This is a genomic window from Streptomyces sp. NPDC026589, from assembly GCF_040638385.1.
GTDB lineage: Bacteria > Actinomycetota > Actinomycetes > Streptomycetales > Streptomycetaceae > Streptomyces.
On sequence record NZ_JBEZYG010000010.1, the window covers coordinates 162561 to 176898 of the forward strand.

General features: G+C 74.0%; 10 protein-coding genes. 7 read left to right on the plus strand and 3 right to left on the minus strand.

What is annotated here, in order from left to right; translation table 11 throughout:
* Positions 1 to 13 precede the first annotated feature (13 nt).
* On the minus strand, positions 14 to 1420 hold the full coding sequence (locus AB0F29_RS19215; protein ID WP_361873491.1) for an SWIM zinc finger family protein: 1407 nt from the start codon (positions 1418 to 1420) through the stop codon (positions 14 to 16).
* A 152-nt stretch (positions 1421 to 1572) separates the two neighbouring features.
* Here AB0F29_RS19215 and AB0F29_RS19220 point away from each other — a divergent pair, with 152 nt between their 5' ends.
* The 6 genes from AB0F29_RS19220 (at position 1573) to sucD (ending at position 9875) form a co-directional block, all read left to right on the plus strand.
* Positions 1573 to 2037, plus strand: a complete 465-nt coding sequence (locus AB0F29_RS19220) for a hypothetical protein (protein WP_361873493.1) — start codon at positions 1573 to 1575, stop codon at positions 2035 to 2037.
* Positions 2038 to 2240: 203 nt separating this feature from the next.
* A complete protein-coding gene (locus AB0F29_RS19225; protein ID WP_361873495.1) occupies positions 2241 to 3365 on the plus strand; it encodes an AAA family ATPase in 1125 nt (374 codons plus the stop codon).
* Positions 3362 to 5971, plus strand: a complete 2610-nt coding sequence (locus AB0F29_RS19230) for a DUF5682 family protein (RefSeq protein ID WP_361873497.1) — start codon at positions 3362 to 3364, stop codon at positions 5969 to 5971. The genes AB0F29_RS19225 and AB0F29_RS19230 overlap by 4 nt, the downstream gene beginning before the upstream one ends.
* Positions 5972 to 6072: 101 nt before the next feature.
* Positions 6073 to 7317, plus strand: coding sequence for a VWA domain-containing protein (locus tag AB0F29_RS19235; protein WP_361873683.1), 1245 nt, complete (start codon positions 6073 to 6075; stop codon positions 7315 to 7317).
* A gap of 470 nt (positions 7318 to 7787) precedes the next feature.
* The gene (sucC, locus tag AB0F29_RS19240) at positions 7788 to 8969 is read left to right on the plus strand and encodes an ADP-forming succinate--CoA ligase subunit beta (protein ID WP_018955929.1); all 1182 of its coding nucleotides are present in this window, start codon (positions 7788 to 7790) and stop codon (positions 8967 to 8969) included.
* A 21-nt stretch (positions 8970 to 8990) separates the two neighbouring features.
* Positions 8991 to 9875: a succinate--CoA ligase subunit alpha gene (sucD, locus tag AB0F29_RS19245; RefSeq protein ID WP_018955930.1), complete on the plus strand. Its 885-nt coding sequence runs from the start codon at positions 8991 to 8993 to the stop codon at positions 9873 to 9875.
* 151 nt (positions 9876 to 10026) lie between these two features.
* Here the strand turns inward: sucD and AB0F29_RS19250 are convergent, their stop codons facing one another.
* Positions 10027 to 11313, minus strand: a complete 1287-nt coding sequence (locus tag AB0F29_RS19250; RefSeq protein WP_361873500.1) for a helix-turn-helix domain-containing protein — start codon at positions 11311 to 11313, stop codon at positions 10027 to 10029.
* 126 nt (positions 11314 to 11439) lie between these two features.
* Here AB0F29_RS19250 and AB0F29_RS19255 point away from each other — a divergent pair, with 126 nt between their 5' ends.
* Complete coding sequence (locus AB0F29_RS19255; protein WP_361873685.1) at positions 11440 to 13323, plus strand: DUF6350 family protein; 1884 nt, start codon at positions 11440 to 11442, stop codon at positions 13321 to 13323.
* On the opposite strand, the gene AB0F29_RS19260 is transcribed toward AB0F29_RS19255, so the two are convergent.
* Positions 13313 to 14332, minus strand: coding sequence for a hypothetical protein (locus tag AB0F29_RS19260; protein ID WP_361873502.1), 1020 nt, complete (start codon positions 14330 to 14332; stop codon positions 13313 to 13315). The genes AB0F29_RS19255 and AB0F29_RS19260 overlap by 11 nt on opposite strands.
* Positions 14333 to 14338: the final 6 nt, after the last annotated feature.

The following is a 14338-nucleotide window of genomic DNA, read 5'->3' on the forward strand; positions in this document are numbered from 1 at the left end:
CCAGCGCGCGAGGTCAGACCAGTTGGACGATCGAGCCGCCCGTGGTGCGCCCGCCCTCCTTCGCCTCGCCCGGGTCCCAGGCCGCGAACGGGTCGAAGCCGCGGTGGCCGATCTCGCCGAACACGGTGACCGGCCCACCGCCGGACAGGGCGACGAGCTTCCACAGCCCCGGCCGGGACAGCGCGGCCGGGGCGATCGGCAGCGCGGAGTCGGCGCCCGCGTCCGCCACCTGCCAGCCGTCCTTGGCCGGCACGGGTACGACGTCGCGCAGTATGACCGGCCAGGCGTCCAGCCAGGGGTCTTCCCGCAGGGCGTCCCCGTAGACGGCCGGCGCGGTCGCCGCGGCGACCCCCGGCGGGGGCCCGGCCGGGGCCATGGCCCCGAACTGTTCGCCCAGCTCGGCACGGAGCTGCCCGCCGCCCGGATACGGCGTCAGCTCGGCGTCGATCGTCGCGCCCACCGGCAGCGCCTGAGCCGGGGGCCGGCCCGCCGCGCCGAACGAGAGCAGCAGAGCCGTACGGCCCGACTCCCGCCCGTACAGCCAGATCCGCCGGGCGACGATCTTGCCGTCCGGGGTGTCGTACTGCGCGAGGACCAGCCAGTGGTCACGGACCGGGGCGCCCTCGGCGGACACGGGCAGTCCCACTCTCGTCCGCACGGTCGCGGCCAGCGGGCCCGGCAGCCGCTCCCGGCCGAGCCAGGCCGTGTCCAGCAGATGGAGCAGGCCGCACTCCTCCAGCAGGCGGACCGGCCAGCCCGGGCCGGACCCGGTGATCGCGGCCAGCTCCCTCACCCGGGCTGCGAGCCCTGGGGCCTGGGCGTCGACCATGCGGGCCGCGGTCTCCTCCCACAGGCCGTACCCCGAGCGGTCGGTCGCGGCGAGTCCGCCGCGCAGCAGGTCGGCCAGGCGCCGTTCCAGCTCCTGGGCCCCGCCCGTGACGCGCTCGGCACGGCGCTCCGCCCGCTTCCTGGCGGCGGCGGGGTCGGCGGGGCCCCGCGCGGTGTCACCGCCCGCGGCGGGCCCGCCCTTCTCCGCCGCGCGTTCGCGCCGGGACTCGACCCACGGCGCGGCCCAGTCGGCCGGCTCACCGGGCCGGAACGCGGACTCGTCGGACGCCAGGAGCAGCAGCAGCCCCAGCGCGTGCTTGCACGGGAACTTCCGGCTCGGGCAACTGCAGGAGTAGGCCGGGCCGGTGGTGTCGATCACCGTGCGGTACGGCGTGCTCCCGCTCCCCGTGCACAGGCCCCACACCGCGCCCGCCGCGTCCCGGCCCGTGCCCGTCCACGGGCCGGCCGCGCCGAGCCGCGTGCCCGCTTTGCGTGACGCTTCGTCAGGAGCCAGTGCCAGCACCTGTTCCACCGACCAGCGCGCCACCGGTCCACCGGTGGGCGAGGGTTCTCCCCCGTGAGATAGCAGCATGCCCCCGACGGTAGGGGGCACCACTGACAAACCCCTCCGACCTGCGAAGCAGCCGATCCGAGCGGGATTTGACTTTGCCCATCCCTTGCGTTTCTCTGCGATCTCCGCGTACGGAAGAATCCGTGCCCGGTCCGATCCAGGGGGGATCCCGAATGAACCGCACCATCCGCACCGCACGTACCGCCAGAACCACCCGCCCGGTACGCGCCGCTGCCCACGCCCTCGCGATCGCCGGTCTCGTGCTCGGCCTCGGCGCCTGCTCGGCCGAGTCGGTTGACGAGGCGGTCGGCAAGGCGGTCGACACGACCGTCGACGAGAAGTACGAGGTCACGTACGAGGTCACCGGCAAGAGCGTCGACGAGATCACGTACCACGGGGGCGGCGGGGAGGCCATGGAGCCCAAGCTGGAGACCGTCACCGCGCCGGCTCTGCCGTGGAAGAAGACCGTCGAGCTGCGCGGCATCATGCCGCCCGCCGTCATGCCGGTGGCCCTGGACGCGGGCGGCGCCGACGTCACCTGCACCATCACGTACAAGGGCAAGGTCATCAAGGAGGCGAAGGGGGAGGGCATGCTCACGGCGGGCGGCTGTGTCGCCGTGTCCCCGATCGTGGGCTGACCGGCTGACCGGCTGACCGGCTGACCGGCTGACAGGCCGAGCGCCTGAGCGCCTGAGTGACTGGTGGAGCGCGGGCCCGGCGGGGGCGGCCGGCTTGGTCCCGCGCACCTCCCAACGGGTCCTGACCTGCGGTCAGGGCCCGTTGTCAGTGGCATGGTGCACGGTGGGAACCACATCAGGTCGAACGATCTGGAGGGGGATCCATGACCGTGTCCGAAACCACCGCGGCCGTCGAGCCGGAGGCGGGCGCCGAGGCGCTCCGCCCGCACGCCGAGGACGCGTTCGCCGACGAGCTGAAGGCGCTCGAAGCCGCCGACGACCGCCCGAGGCCCGCCCGTTGGCGGATGTCGCCCTGGGCCGTCGCCACCTACCTGCAGGGCGGGACCCTGCCGGACGGCACGGTGATCACACCGAAGTACGTGGGCCCGCGCCGCCTGGTCGAGGTGGCCGTGACCACGCTCGCCACCGACCGGGCGCTGCTCCTGCTCGGCGTCCCCGGCACGGCCAAGACCTGGGTGTCCGAGCATCTCGCCGCCGCCGTCAGCGGTGACTCGACCCTGCTCGTGCAGGGCACGGCGGGGACGCCCGAGGAAGCCGTCCGCTACGGGTGGAACTACGCCCAGCTGCTGGCCCACGGCCCCAGCCGCGACGCCCTGGTGCCCAGTCCGCTGATGCGGGCGATGTCCGAGGGGATGACCGCCCGGGTCGAGGAGCTGACCCGCATCCCCGCCGACGTGCAGGACTCGCTCATCACGATCCTGTCCGAGAAGACGCTCCCGGTCCCCGAGCTGGGGCAGGAGGTCCAGGCCGTCCGCGGGTTCAACCTCATCGCCACGGCCAACGACCGGGACCGCGGCGTCAACGAGCTGTCCAGCGCGCTGCGCCGCCGGTTCAACACCGTCGTGCTGCCCCTGCCCGCCACCCCGGACGCCGAGGTCGACATCGTGTCCCGGCGCGTCGACCAGATCGGCCGCTCGCTCGACCTGCCCGCGGCGCCGGAGGGCCTGACCGAGATCCGCCGTGTGGTGACGGTCTTCCGCGAACTGCGCGACGGAGTGACCACCGACGGGCGCACCAAGCTCAAGTCCCCCTCCGGCACGCTCTCCACGGCGGAGGCGATCTCCGTCGTCACCAACGGTCTCGCACTCGCCGCCCACTTCGGCGACGGCGTCCTGCGCCCCGGCGACGTCGCGGCCGGCATCCTCGGCGCGGTCGTCCGGGACCCGGCGGCGGACCGGGTGGTGTGGCAGGAGTATCTGGAGACCGTGGTCCGCGAGCGGGACGGCTGGAAGGACTTCTACCGCGCCTGCCGCGAGGTATCCGCATGACGAGCCCCGCCGGGACTGCGGCGACGACGACCGGGGCGCCGTCCACGACCGGAGCGCCCCCCACGACCGGAGCGCCCCCCACGGCCGGGGCTCCCACGACGGCCGGGGTGCCGGCCACGCCCGGGACGGCAGCGGTGACCGGGGCCTCGGCCACCACCGGAACGGGCGGGCCGGGGCCCCGCGTGGCCGCCGGGCCCTGGCTCCTGGGGGTGCGGCACCACGGCCCCGGCTCGGCCCGCGCGGTCCTCGCCGCGCTCGCGGCGGCCCGTCCGGCCGCCGTCCTCATCGAGGGGCCACCCGAGGGCGACGCGCTGCTGCCCCTCGCCGCCGACCCGCGGATGCGGCCCCCCGTCGCGCTGCTCGCGCACGCCGTGGACGACCCGGGGCGGGCCTCCTTCTGGCCGATGGCCGCGTTCTCGCCCGAGTGGGTGGCCATCCGCTGGGCTCTCGACCACGGCGTCCCGGTCCGCTTCATCGACCTCCCCGCCGCCCACTCCCTCGCGCTCAAGGAGCCCGCGCCGGGCATCGGGAGCGAGGAGTCGGCGGCGGGAGAGCGGGCCGAGGAAGAAGCCACGCCGGTCGTCGACCCGATCCGGGTCCTCGCCGAGACCGCCGGATACGACGATCCCGAACGCTGGTGGGAGGACGTCGTCGAGCACCGCTCACCCACCGGAGCGACGTCCACCGGAGCGACACCCACCGGCGGCCCGCCCGGAGCCACGGTGGACGAGAGCGACGGGGACGAGGTGGGCGACGGGGACGAGGTGGTGGGCGACGGGGGCGACGCGCTCGCGCCGTTCGTCGCGCTGGCGGAGGCCATGAGCGCTCTCCGCGAGGCGTACGGCGACGGTGGGCAGCCCCGGGACGCGGTGCGCGAGGCGTACATGCGGATCCAGTTGCGTACCGCGCGCAAGGAGTTCGGGGAGGACGTCGCCGTCGTCTGCGGCGCCTGGCACGTTCCCGCCCTCGCCGCGCGGACCACCCTCGCCGCCGACCGCGCCCTGCTCAAGGGCCTCCCGAAGGTCAAGGCCGACCTCACCTGGGTGCCCTGGACCCACCGCAGGCTCGCCCGGCACAGCGGATACGGGGCGGGGATCGACTCGCCGGGCTGGTACGGGCACCTCTTCGACGTCGCCGACCGGCCGATCGAGCGATGGATGACCAAGGTCGCCGGACTGCTGCGCGAGGAGGACCGGTTCGTCTCCACCGCCCACGTCATCGAGGCCGTCCGGCTCGCCGAGACCCTCGCGGCCCTCCGGGGCCGCCCGCTGGCCGGCCTCGGCGAGACGACCGACGCGGTGCGGGCCGTCATGTGCGAGGGGTCCGACGTCCCGCTCGCCCTCGTCCGGGACCGGCTGATCGTCGGCGAGACCCTCGGTGAGGTGCCGGACGCCGCTCCTGCCGTCCCGCTGCAACGGGACCTGACCCGCAGCCAGCGCACCCTCCGGCTCAAACCCGAGGCGTCGGAACGCGAGCTGGACCTCGACCTGCGCAAGGAGACCGACGCCGCCCGTAGCCGCCTCCTGCACCGGCTGCGCCTCCTCGACGTCGGCTGGGGCGACCCGGTCGAGGGCAGGGGCAGCACCGGCACCTTCCGGGAGAGCTGGCGGCTGAGCTGGGAACCGGAGCTGCACGTCCGGGTCGCGGAGGCGGGCGTGTGGGGTACCACCGTGCTCACCGCCGCCACCGCGAAGGCCGAGTCGGGGGCCGTGGCGGCGACCGCGCTGGCAGACGTCACCGCACTCGCCGGACACTGCCTCCTGGCCGGACTGCCCGACGCGCTGCCCGTCGTGATGCGAGCCCTCGCCGACCGGGCCGCGCTCGACGCGGACGTCGGCCACCTCGCGGACGCGCTGCCCGCCCTGGCCCGCTCCCTGCGGTACGGGGACGTCCGCTCCACGGACACGGCGGCGCTCGCGGAGGTCGCCGTCGGACTCGCCGAGCGGATCTGCGTCGGTCTGCCGCCCGCCTGCACCGGCCTCGACGGCGACGGGGCGGAGGCGCTGCGCCGTCAGGTGGAGGCCGTGCACGGTGCGATCGGGCTCCTGCTCGCCGGAGCGGCCCCCGCCGAAGGACTGCGGGAGCGCTGGGACGCCGTTCTGCACAAGCTGGCGGCCCGGGGCACGGTCGCCGGGGTCATCCGGGGTCGGGCCACCCGGCTGCTCCTGGACGAGGGACGGCTGGCCGAGGACGAGGCGGCCCGGCTGATGGGCCTGGCGCTCTCGCCCGGAACGCCTCCCGCCGACGCCGCCGCCTGGATCGAGGGGTTCGTCGGCGGAGCGTCGGGCGGCGGCCTGCTGCTGGTCCACGACGAGCGGCTGCTCGGCCTCGTCGACGCCTGGCTGACCGGTGTCCCCGCCGAGATGTTCACCGATGTGCTGCCGCTGCTGCGCCGCACGTTCTCCGCGTACGACCCGGGCGTACGGCGCACTCTGGGCGAGCTGGTCCGGCGCGGGCCCGTCCCCGAGGGCACCCGCCGCGACGACGACGCCCGGGCGCCCGGGGGCTTCGGACCCGGTCTCGACCGGGTCCGGGCCGACGCGGTGGAGCCGGTGCTGCGCCTGCTGATCGGCCGCCGACCGGAGCCCGGGGAGGCAGCCGGATGACGACGACCACGACGGACCCGGGCACGATCGACCACAGCGCGACGGACCCGGGTACGAGGGGCCACGGCACGACGGACGCGACGGACCCGACGGGGGAGACGATGGAACGGACGACGGCACAGGCCTCCGGGACGGCGCGGCCCACCGCCCCGCACGTGCCCGACGCCGAACGGCTGCGGCGCTGGCGGATGGTGCTGGGCGCGGACAGTGCCGACAGCGCCGGGCGCACCCTCACCGGCCAGGACGCCGCGATGGACGGTGCGCTGGAGGCGCTGTACGGCGGGGGCGCGGGGAAGAAGCCCGGCGGCCGGGGCTCCGGTGGCCGTTCGGCGGGCCTCGGCGCGTCGGCGCCCTCCGTCGCCCGCTGGCTCGGCGACATCCGGACCTATTTCCCCAGCTCCGTGGTCCAGGTCATGCAGCGCGACGCGATCGACCGGCTCGGCCTGGCGGCCCTGCTCCTCGAACCGGAGATGCTGGAGGCGGTCGAGGCGGACGTCCACCTCGTCGGCACCCTGATCTCCCTCAACAAGGCGATGCCCGAGACGACGAAGGAGACCGCGCGCGTTGTCGTCCGCAAGGTCGTCGAGGACCTGGAGAGGCGTTTGGAGAGCCGCACCAGGGCCACCCTGACCGGCGCCCTGGACCGCTCGGCGCGCATCAGCCGGCCTCGCCACCGGGACATCGACTGGAACCGCACCATCCGGGCCAACCTCAAGAACTACCTCCCCGTCCCGGGTGCCGACGGCGCGCCGCCGACGGGCACGATCGTTCCCGAGCGCCTCATCGGCCACGGGCGCGCCGCCCGGTCCGTCAAGAAGGACATCGTCCTGTGCATCGACCAGTCGGGCTCGATGGCCGCGTCGGTCGTCCACGCCGCGGTCTTCGGTGCGGTGCTCGCCTCCATGCGCACCCTCTCGACCCGGCTCGTCGTCTTCGACACGGCGGTCGTCGACCTCACGGACCGGCTCGACGACCCGGTCGACGTCCTCTTCGGCACCCAACTCGGCGGCGGCACCGACATCAACCGGGCGCTCGCCTACTGCCAGTCGAAGATCACCCGCCCCGCGGACACCGTCGTCGTCCTCGTCAGCGACCTCTACGAGGGCGGCATACGCGACGAGATGCTCAAGCGGGCCGCCGCGATGAAAGCTTCCGGCGTGCAGTTCGTGACGCTGCTCGCGCTCTCCGACGAGGGCGCACCCGCGTACGACCACGAGCACGCGGCGGCGCTCGGGGCGCTGGGCGCACCGGCGTTCGCCTGTACGCCGGATCTCTTCCCGGACGTCATGGCGGCGGCGATCGAGAAGAGGCCACTGCCCATACCGGACAAGGAGACCCAACAGTAACCAGGGAGTTGCGCGACCGTTCCTACACGCCCAGGGCCTCCGGTCCGGCCTGGGCGGTCCGATGCCCGACACGATCTCTCCCGCGCTCTCTGCCGCGCTCCGAAAAGGGCGACCTGCTCACGCCCTGGGACGGACGCGGTGCCCGCGCCGAGAGGCCGCGCCGTTTCACCACATCGGAGTACTCGGCCCAGGGGACCCGGGCCGGGCGTTCCGGTGCCGATCAGCCCCTTCCGGCTCCCGGGCGGCCCCACCCGTGAGCCGGAGGGGCCACCCCTTGTGACCGTTATCACCGCTCAGGTGTGATCTGCGATTTAGGGTCACACGGAGCGCGGGGATAACCTGCCGGATGGACATGCCGCGTACCCGGGACACCGTGTACGCCTTCCTTGTGACCGCGCAGTCACGTTGCCCGTCGCGGCACGCCCACGCAGAAGAACGAACCGCGATACCACTAAAAGGGACGGACGCGCGTGGACCTGTTCGAGTACCAGGCGAGGGACCTCTTCGCCAAGCACGGTGTACCGGTGCTGGCCGGTGAAGTCATCGACACGCCTGAGGCAGCCCGCGAGGCGACCGAGAAGCTGGGCGGCAAGTCTGTCGTCAAGGCGCAGGTGAAGGTCGGTGGCCGAGGCAAGGCCGGCGGCGTCAAGCTGGCGGCCGACCCCGACGAGGCGGTCGCCCGGGCGACCGACATTCTCGGTATGGACATCAAGGGCCACACGGTCCACAAGGTGATGATCGCCGAGCTGTCCCCGGAGATCGAGGCGGAGTACTACGTCTCGTACCTCCTCGACCGCACCAACCGCACCTTCCTGGCCATGGCCTCGGTGCAGGGCGGCATGGACATCGAGGAGGTCGCGGAGAAGACCCCCGAGGCCCTCGCGAAGGTCCCCGTCAACGCCGTCGACGGGGTCGACATCGTCAAGGCCCGCGAGATCGTGGCCCTGGCGAAGTTCCCGGCCGACGTGGCCGAGGGTGTCGCCGAGGCCCTGGTGACCCTGTGGGACACCTTCGTCGCCGAGGACGCGCTCCTCGTCGAGGTCAACCCGCTGGTGAAGACCAAGGACGGCCGGATCCTGGCCCTGGACGGCAAGGTGTCTCTCGACGAGAACGCCGACTTCCGTCAGCCGGGTCACGAGGCGCTCGAGGACAAGGCCGCAGCCAACCCGCTCGAGGCTGCCGCCAAGGCCAAGAACCTCAACTACGTCAAGCTCGACGGCGAGGTCGGCATCATCGGCAACGGCGCCGGTCTGGTCATGTCGACCCTGGACGTCGTCGCGTACGCCGGTGAGAACCACGGCAACGTGAAGCCCGCCAACTTCCTCGACATCGGTGGCGGCGCCTCCGCGGAGGTCATGGCGAACGGCCTGGAGATCATCCTCGGCGACCCGGACGTCAAGTCCGTCTTCGTCAACGTCTTCGGTGGCATCACCGCCTGTGACGAGGTCGCCAACGGCATCGTGCAGGCGCTCGCGCTGCTCGAGTCCAAGGGCGAGAAGGTCGAGAAGCCGCTGGTCGTGCGTCTCGACGGCAACAACGCGGAGCTGGGTCGCAAGATCCTTTCCGACGCCAACCACCCGCTCGTGCAGCGTGTGGACACCATGGACGGCGCGGCCGACAAGGCCGCCGAGCTCGCCGCGGCTGCGAAGTAAGGAAGAGGGACTCAGACCACCATGGCTATCTTCCTCACCAAGGACAGCAAGGTCATCGTCCAGGGGATGACCGGCGCGACGGGCATGAAGCACACCAAGCTCATGCTCGCCGACGGCACCAACATCGTCGGTGGCGTGAACCCGCGCAAGGCCGGCACCTCCGTCGACTTCGACGGCACCGAGGTACCGGTCTTCGGATCCGTCGCCGAGGCGATGGAGAAGACCGGCGCGAACGTATCCGTCCTCTTCGTGCCGCCGGCCTTCTCCAAGGCCGCCGTCGTCGAGGCGATCGACGCCGAGATCCCGCTCGCCGTCGTGATCACCGAGGGCATCGCCGTCCACGACTCGGCCGCCTTCTGGGCGTACGCCGGCGCGAAGGGCAACAAGACCCGGATCATCGGCCCGAACTGCCCGGGTCTCATCACCCCCGGCCAGTCCAACGCCGGCATCATCCCGGGCGACATCACCAAGCCCGGCCGCATCGGTCTCGTGTCGAAGTCCGGCACGCTGACCTACCAGATGATGTACGAGCTCCGTGACATCGGCTTCTCGTCCGCCGTCGGCATCGGTGGCGACCCGGTCATCGGCACCACGCACATCGACGCCCTCGCGGCGTTCGAGGCGGACCCGGAGACCGACCTCATCGTGATGATCGGCGAGATCGGCGGCGACGCCGAGGAGCGTGCCGCCGACTTCATCGCGAAGAACGTCACCAAGCCGGTCGTCGGTTACGTCGCGGGCTTCACCGCCCCGGAGGGCAAGACCATGGGCCACGCCGGCGCCATCGTCTCCGGCTCCTCGGGCACCGCCCAGGCGAAGAAGGAGGCCCTTGAGGCCGCCGGCGTCAAGGTCGGCAAGACGCCGACCGAGACCGCCAAGCTGGCGCGCGAGATCCTCGGCGCCTGACGCGGTCGGTCAGGCGGCGGAGACACGCTGCGAACGGCCCGGGCCCGCACTCCCTGTGTCACAGGGAGTGCGGGCCCGGGCCGTTCGCGTATGCGCCTGCTGTTCGCGTACGCGCCCGCCGTCCGGGTGACGGCTCAGTCCGCGTGACGGCTCACCGGAGCTGCGGAGTCAGTCGCTCCGGACCGTGCGACAGCTGCTCGCGCAGCGACTTCTGGAGCTTCAGGTCCTGGGCGGTGAGCTTCAGGGGGCCACCGCGCGGCGGTACGCCCCCGACCCGCTCGGCGGGGGCGATCGGCGGCTCGTAGTGGGTGGGCGCGGTGTACAGGGTCAGTCCGGTCACGGCGATGAGCAGCGCGACACCCGCGATGGCGGCCCGGGTCCACAGCCTGGCCTTGTCCTCGCTGCCGGTGCGCACGGCACGGGCCGGCCGCGGTACGGGGACGTGCTCGGCGCGCGCGAGCCCGCCGAGCCGGTCGTGCAGCAGGGCCGACTGCTCGGCAGGTGAGCCGGCGGCCGCGAGTTCGGGGAGCCGCTCGGCGACGGCGGCGCGGGCGGTCATCAGACGGCCCGCCGCAGCCGGGGTGCTGGCCTCCGTCTCGGCCGCGGTCTCCGGGAGGTCCAGGCCGACCCCGTCGTACAGGAGGAGCGTGCGCCGGTAGGCCGGGGGCAGGTCGAGCAGCGCGTCGAACAGCGCCTGCTTCCCCGGTTCCGTGGGCGGGGCGTCGGGGTGCCGGTGCGCGTGGCGCAGCCGGTGCCAGGGGGACATCGCGTACTCGTACGCCGCCGCGCGCACCCAGCCGGCCGGGTCGCGGTCGACGGCCACCTCCGGCCAGCGGTGCCAGGCCAGTTGGAAGGCACGCTCGACGGACTCGGCGGCCAGGGCGCGGCGGCCGGTCAGCAGATAGGCCTGCCGGACGAGGCCGGGGGCGGTCCGGGCGTACAGCTCGTCGAACGCCTCGGCGGGGGAGAGACGCCGCTCGCCGGCCGCCTCCGCCCCCTCCCTCTCGCCCTCCGTCCCCCTCTCGCCCTCCGCCTCCGCCTCGCCCTTCGCCTCTGCGGCCGCCACCACCGGCACCTGGACCTCCGGAGGGGCTTCGGGAGGGACTTCGGGTGTGGGCTCCGGCGTCGCCGCAGCCGCAGCCGCAGCCAAAGACACAACCGCAGCCACAGACACAGCCGCTGGTGGCGTCGTGGTGGGCGCGTCCGGTTCGGGGGTGGGCGCCGCCGGTTCGGGGGCGATGAGCTTCGCGTACAGCGCGCGCTTGCGTCCGCGCGGGCTCGTGCGCCCCGTCTCCCAGGAGCGCACGGTGGCGCGCGTGACGCCGACCGCCGCCGCCACCTGTTCCTCGCTCAGCGATTTCGCCTCGCGCAGTCTGCGGCGCTCCTTGGGGGAGGGCAGCTGCGGTGCGGCGGCCTCGTCGGTCGTGCTCCGGGTCATGGACGACCCCCGGCAGCGCCGCACTGGGTGAAAAAGTACATAAACGTATATTGGGCGACACAACGGCTGTTCGCGCGTTACGCGGAATAAGCGCGTGTCGTTGGCAGCATGGGCCGCGTGACCCAGATGACGCAACGCAGCCCGAAGGCGACCGTCGAGCGGAACCGCACCCTGGCCCTGGCCTCCGCCCTGGTGCGGGGAGCCGTCGCCGCCGGGCTCGGCCTCGGGGTGCTGACGGTGCTGGTCATGGTGTTGTGGATCAGCTCCCCGTATCCCGACAGCGGGCCGGGCGCTGCGCTGCGAGCGGCGGCCGGGGTCTGGCTGCTCGCGCACGGCACGGGGCTCGTGCGGCCCGACACCCTGAGCGGCGTTCCCGCCCCCGTTTCCCTGGTGCCGCTGCTGCTCGTGGTGGGCCCGATCTGGCTGGCGCACCGCGCGGCGCGCGATGCGGCGGAGCCGGAGGAGGGGCGGCCCAGGCCTTCGCAGGCGGGCGCGTTCTGCGCGGTGACCGCGGGATACCTGCTGGTCGTGGCGGGGGCGGCGGCCGGCGCGCGGGGCGGTTCGCTGCGCCCGGACCCGGACACGCTGGTGTTCCCTGTGGCGCTGGTGGTGGCCGGTGCGGCGGCGGCCGGGGTGTGGACGGCGGCCGGCAGGCCACTCGGGCCCCTGCCGTCCTGGTCTCCCCTGGTGCTTCAGGAGGCGATCGCGCGGACACTCTTCCGGGACCGGGCCGAGGCGGTGTGCCGGTCGGCGGCGGTGGGCGTGGCGGTGCTGCTCGGGGGTGGTGCGCTGCTGGTCGCGGTGGCGCTCGGCCGGAACGCGGGGGCGGCGCAGGAGGCGTTCCTGGGGCTCGCGGGCGACTGGTCGGGACGGTTCGCCGTGCTTCTGTTGGCCGCCTCGCTCGTGCCGAACGCCGCACTGTGGGGAGCTTCGTACGGGCTCGGGCCCGGCTTCTCGCTCGGTACGGGAGCCACCGCCACCCCGCTGGGCCTCGACGGGACTTCGGCGGCGCCCCACTTCCCCCTGCTGGCGGCCGTGCCGGACCAGGGGCCGGGCTCCCTGCTGAGCTGGGCGGCCCTGGCGGTGCCGGTGGCGGCCGCGCTGGCGGTCGCCTGGTTCACCGCCCGCAGGGCCGCGCCCGCCGACGCGCCCCGTGCTCAGGCGTGGAGCCGGCGCGAGACGGTGCTGGTGACGCTGCTCGCCGCGCTGGCCTGCGGTGCCGCGACGGGGCTGCTCATGGCGGTGGCCGGCGGGCCGCTCGGCACCGGGGCGCTGAGGGAGTTCGGCCCGGTGTGGTGGCTGGCCGGGCCGGCGGCACTGGCGTGGACCGCGGGCATCGGCGTACCCGCGGTCCTGCTGCTGCGGCTGTGGCGCCTGCGCACCCCGGGCTGGGCCTGGCGCAGGGGCGTACCGGAAGCGGTCGAGACCCCGGTGACAGCGCCGGCGCCGACGCCGACGAAAGCGACAGCCAATGCGACGGCGTCCGACGAGAAGGCGGGGGCGGAGGCACAGGCCGCCATCGGGCGTCCGCGCCGCTGGTGGGCGTCGTGGCCCGGGCGGGGGAGGACGGCGGTCGCTGCGCAGGACCGTTCCGCCGCGTCCGCCGTTCCGGCCCCCGGGACGGGCCCCGAAACGGCCTCCGGCGCTCTGCTCGGCGGGGCTGGGCGGGGGGTGGAGAGGGGCGACGACGCGCGGTTCGAGCCGTACGACTTCCTGCCGACCGACCCGTGGCACGAGAAAGACCGGCACGACAAGGACCGGCACGACAAGGACCGGCACGACAAGGACCGGCAGGAGAAGGACCGGCACGACAAGGACTGGCACGAGAAAGACTTCAGGGAGGCCCGTTGGGCCTCCCTGAAGCGGGGGTCCGGCGGCCTGATGGCCGACTTCCCCGCTGGTCCCGGCGGCCCCGCTGGTGAGGCCGACCCCGCCGATTCTGCTGATGCCGCCGGTTTCGCCGCGGGCCGTCCCGCGCCGGAAGCGGACCGCCCGGGGCCTACTCCTTGACGCCGAAGAACGGCTCCAGCGGCTTCGGCAGCTGGTCGTTGCAGGACAGCGCGCCCGTCTTGGTCAGGGCGTCGTTCACGCAGGTGTAGTAGTCGCGGTAGACGAGCTGCACGGTGAACGTGGTCGCCACGATGAGCAGCGCCAGCAGGCCGGTCACCAGTCCGCTCACCGCCGCCGTGGTCTGCTGCCTGCTGCTGACGTTCGGCGGTGCGGCGTGCGTGGGCACGGTGGGCGAGGCGCCGGAGACGTCGCCCGCCGTGGCCCTCGTCCCGGTCCCCGCAGCGGTCCCGGCCGCTGCCGTGCCGCCCGCCGCCGTGCGGTCCGTCGCGGAGGCGCTCTTCATCGGGGTGCGGAGCGCGCTGATCGCCCAGTACGTCGAGAGCGCGCCCAGGAGGAGGGCGAGCTCCGAGAGGTCGAAGAGGGCGAAGAAGAAGGCCCACATGCCGCCGAGCACCGCGTAGCGGGCACGCCGTTGTGCGGGGTCCTTGGGGTCCCAGCGCAGTCCGCCCGGACCGCCGCGTTCGGATCCGCCCTTGCCTCCCGGACCGCCGGAGCCGTTCCCTCCGGGGCCGCCGCCGAAGCCGCCGTTGCCCCGGCCGGGCTGTTTGCTGCTCCACTGGCTGCCCCACGACGGGCGGCCCCCGGCGGAGCCGTCCCCGTCGGGCCCACCGTTCCCGTCCGGACCGTCCGGACCGTTCGACCCCTCAGACCCGTCGGACCCGGCGGGGCGGCGCGGCTGCCACGGCTGGTCCGGACGGTCCACGGGCGGCGCGGCGAACGGGTTGTCCTCCTGGGGCTTCGCGGCGGAGCCGGAGGCCGGTGCGGATCCTGAGGAGGAATCCGGCGAGGAGTGCCCCGGGGGTGAGGAGGGCCCCGTCGGCGAGGAGCCCGCCGGCGAGGAGCCCGGGGACGAGGAGTCCGGCGAAGAGGGCAGGCGTTCCCGCATCAGGGGAGCGGACCGCTCGGGCAGGGGGAGGCGGAAGGCGGTGCGACGGCGTCGGTCCGGCATGTGGTG